Source organism: Alkalibaculum bacchi, from assembly GCF_937875145.1.
GTDB classification, from domain to species: Bacteria; Bacillota; Clostridia; order Eubacteriales; family Alkalibacteraceae; genus Alkalibaculum; species Alkalibaculum bacchi_A.
On sequence record NZ_CALNCS010000237.1, the window covers coordinates 1 to 3407 of the forward strand.

The 3407-nt window shown below is 44.1% G+C and carries 3 protein-coding genes and 1 pseudogene; 1 reads left to right on the forward strand and 3 read right to left on the reverse strand.

What is annotated here, in order from left to right; genetic code table 11:
* Positions 1–108: 108 nt before the first annotated feature.
* The 3 genes from Q7P22_RS13620 to Q7P22_RS13630 all read right to left on the reverse strand — a co-directional run bounded on the left by Q7P22_RS13620 (position 109) and on the right by Q7P22_RS13630 (position 2446).
* Complete coding sequence (locus Q7P22_RS13620; RefSeq protein WP_303864970.1) at positions 109–963, reverse strand: fumarylacetoacetate hydrolase family protein; 855 nt, start codon at positions 961–963, stop codon at positions 109–111.
* 92 nt (positions 964–1055) lie between these two features.
* Positions 1056–1946: a fructose bisphosphate aldolase gene (locus Q7P22_RS13625; protein ID WP_303864971.1), complete on the reverse strand. Its 891-nt coding sequence runs from the start codon at positions 1944–1946 to the stop codon at positions 1056–1058.
* Positions 1947–2092: 146 nt separating this feature from the next.
* Positions 2093–2446 carry a helix-turn-helix domain-containing protein gene (locus Q7P22_RS13630; RefSeq protein WP_303864972.1) on the reverse strand — a complete coding sequence of 118 codons (354 nt, stop codon included), beginning with the start codon at positions 2444–2446 and terminating at the stop codon, positions 2093–2095.
* Positions 2447–2633: 187 nt separating this feature from the next.
* On the opposite strand from Q7P22_RS13630, the pseudogene Q7P22_RS13635 reads away from it, so the two are divergent.
* Positions 2634–3366 (forward strand): annotated as a pseudogene (locus tag Q7P22_RS13635) (dioxygenase).
* Positions 3367–3407: the final 41 nt, after the last annotated feature.

Genomic DNA, 3407 nt, shown 5'->3' on the forward strand with positions numbered 1-3407 from the left:
CGAGAAAGAGGAGCTCATGAAACATGAACTCCTACAGGCAAAAAAACATATCGAACAACTAATCCATTAGAACTTAATTCCAATGTATGGAATATACCAAGATAATAATTAAATAATATTTGTAAGTGAGCCTATACCTTCAATCTCACAGGTAATACTATCCCCTTTTTTAAGATAACGTGTTGGTTGAAAACCCATACCTACACCTGCAGGAGTACCCGTTGCAATGATATCACCTGCTTCCAGTGTTATAAGACTTGAAAGTTCAGCAATAATTCGAGCTACACTATGGATTAAATTACCAGTATTAGAATGCTGCCGTTCTTGATCATTAACAAGACTGCGAATACTAAGTTTAAGAGGAAAGCGCAGTTCATCAGCAGTAACAACAGCTGGTCCCATAGCAGCATAAGTGTCTAAACTTTTCCCAAGGAACCATTGCCCGTGAGCTTTTTGTACTCCACGAGAAGATATATCATTAAAAACAGAATAGCCGAAAATATGGTTCTCGGCATCCCCTACGGATATATTACGGCCACCTTGCCCTATAATAACAGCAAGCTCTACTTCATAGTCTACATTCGGATCCACGTCAAAACGTGCCTTAATATGCTCATTTGGTCCAAGGATTCGTATGGCTCGCTTAGAGAAATAAACAGCTGCACCATTTTCTGAAAGACCATTTGACCCCATAGAACTCTGTTCAGTTTCTACAAGATGGCTAGCATAGTTAACACCTAAACAGAGAATATCATGACGTGGATGAGCTATAGGCGCAAGGAGATGCGCCCTATCTTTTTGAGTAAACTTAGGCAAGTTGCCGTTTAATGCATCTATAAGTTCCAATAAATCATGAGAGGGTAATGAAGCATCTGCTTTGGCAAGTGGGAGAATGGCATTTTGATGCACTTGTATTCCAAGCTCAGGATCATTATTTTGCATTAAAAAACGAACATATCTCATAGTTTATTCCAATCATTCAGTAGATATACTTATTTTCTTTAAACGGTATATACCTTTATTTATTTATGAGGAGTTTCTTCATCTCATAAATCCTATTTTAAAGCTGACGCACGATAGATTTCATCTACTGACTGTGCAAGCATGCTATCAAAGCTCTGCTGATCTTGGCCTGCGCTAAGGCCCTCTAAAAGAGCACGAGAGAAGCTCGCGATAAGACCAGGGTTTTTAGCTAGAAGCGTATCGGCCTCTTGCCTACTATAACCACCTGATAGCGCAACTACACGAACCACCTGAGGATAAGCCATGATATCGGAGTAGTAACCATCCTTCGACGGTATAGAAATCTTAAGCATGAGTCTTGTGTCTTCTGGCAAACCTTTGAGGTGGGAGATGATCTCTTCTTTGAGTATGGCCTCCGCTTGAGCTTTGTCCTCACTATAGATGGAGACCTCAGGCTCCAAGATTGGAACGAGACCCTGCGCAAAGATCTGATCTGCAAACGCAAATTGTTGTTCAACGATATTTTTGATCCCCTGACGGTTGGCATGCTTTATCACAGAGCGCATCTTTGTACCAAAGATATGGCGCCCGACAGCACGTTTAAGCAGGCCATCAAAATCAGGAATATCTCTCATAAGTTGTACATCATCTGCTGTCTCGGCAAGACCCTTATCGACTTTCAAAATCGGGACAATACCTTTTTTATCCCAGAGATAGTCTGCCGTATAAAGACCATCGACTTTCCTATCCATGGTATCTTCGAACAAGATTGCGGCAAGGATATATTGAGAGCTAAACGATGGGCTTGTGATGATGCGTGTACGCATTGCATGCACGAGATCAAACATTTCCTTGTCACTGTGATAGGCATCTTTGCTGATCCCATACAGCTCAAGGGCCTTAGGTGTACTCCCACCGCTTTGGTCAAGCGCTGCAATGAAACCCTTAGAGCTTGCCATACGCTTCAGTTGCTCCGTATTCATATCAGTCCCCTTCTTTTGCAGGAACATCGCACTTACTAGTTAGTTTTATACCCTAAGATATAGAGTTCCTAGCCAAGCGGCCAATAGTGGAAACGGAGTAAGAAGCCCACGTACTCTTTATTTTCGAGCCTAGAAGCTCCCGAGAATCATTTGCCTGCCTTCTCTTTTTTATGCAGATATGCGATATAGGCGTTTCCCCACTGCTCTATGCTATTGAGTACTGGCCGAAACTGACGGCCCATATCAGTAAGTGAGTACTCCACACGGGGAGGAACCTCAGGAAATACTTCACGCCGTATGAGGCCTTCGGATTCGAGCTGCTTAAGCTGTGAGGACAAGGTAGAGTGAGTAAGTTCAGGCATACGCTTCTGAAGCTCTCCGAATCGTAGGGTCGCCGTACTCAGATGATGCAGTATAACAATCGACCACTTTCCTTGAAGAAGTTTTTGGGCCGTTACAAACGGACAGGTGCCAAACTCGCGTGGGACTGAGTTTTTCATAAGGTAACTTCCTATCTAGTAACAGTATCTTTTGGAATACTTAGTAAATAAAAAAATCCTTATTCCCTAATCTCCAAAGCAACTCTATACTGATTATAGTACAAATTTACTATTTAGTATATTGAAAGGACTGATCATGGAGGAACACGTGCAGCCAGCACTTTTCGTAGGACATGGCGACCCCATGATGGCCTTGCGTGATGATAAGATCGCACACACCCTTCGCCTCATTGGTAAACGCATCCAGTCCCAGAAACCCAAGGCAATCTTGGCAATATCGGCACACTGGTTCACCCGCGGAACATTTATACAAAGTGCTTCAAAGCCCCGACAGGTTTACGATATGTATGGCTTCCCACCTGAGCTCTACGCAATCCGCTACCGACCCTCAGGCTCAGCTGAACTTACCCATCGTGTTCAGGAACTTCTCGGGCCTACGGTAAATGTTGATGATAGTTGGGGCATCGATCATGGTACATGGACCCCTCTGCATCATATGTTGCCCGCCGCAGACATACCTGTAGTTCAACTGTCCGTCAATGGGCTTAAAGACGCACGCTATGCCTATGAGATCGGCAAGCTCTTAGTACCGCTGCGCTCAGAAGGCTATCTTAATCATGGGCTCTGGCAATATTGTCCACAACCTCCAGCTCGCTGACTTTGATGACCCTAGCGGAGCGCCAGAAAATATCGCCTTTAGCACGGCAGTACGTGACAGCGTCGCACAGCGCCAAGACGAAAGCATCCTTAGCTATCAGAAGCTACCATATGCTTCTTGGGCAGTCCCTACTCCTGATCATTTTCTACCACTCCCCACGGTGCTTGGTGCTGCACAAGGCGAGAAGGCGGAAATCTTTAACGATGTGCAAAACTTAAGTTCAATCTCAATGACAAGCTTTGCATTTGGATTACAGAAATAAACAGAATCTAGTTTGGGTTTACGCCGAAGCGCACCATCAGC

Bases quoted from the DNA above. Each gene is read 5' to 3' on its own strand.
- Q7P22_RS13620 (WP_303864970.1), bottom strand. From the start codon at position 963: ATGAGATATGTTCGTTTTTTAATGCAAAATAATGATCCTGAGCTTGGA.
- Q7P22_RS13625 (WP_303864971.1), bottom strand. From the start codon at position 1,946: ATGAATACGGAGCAACTGAAGCGTATGGCAAGCTCTAAGGGTTTCATT.
- Q7P22_RS13630 (WP_303864972.1), bottom strand. From the start codon at position 2,446: ATGAAAAACTCAGTCCCACGCGAGTTTGGCACCTGTCCGTTTGTAACG.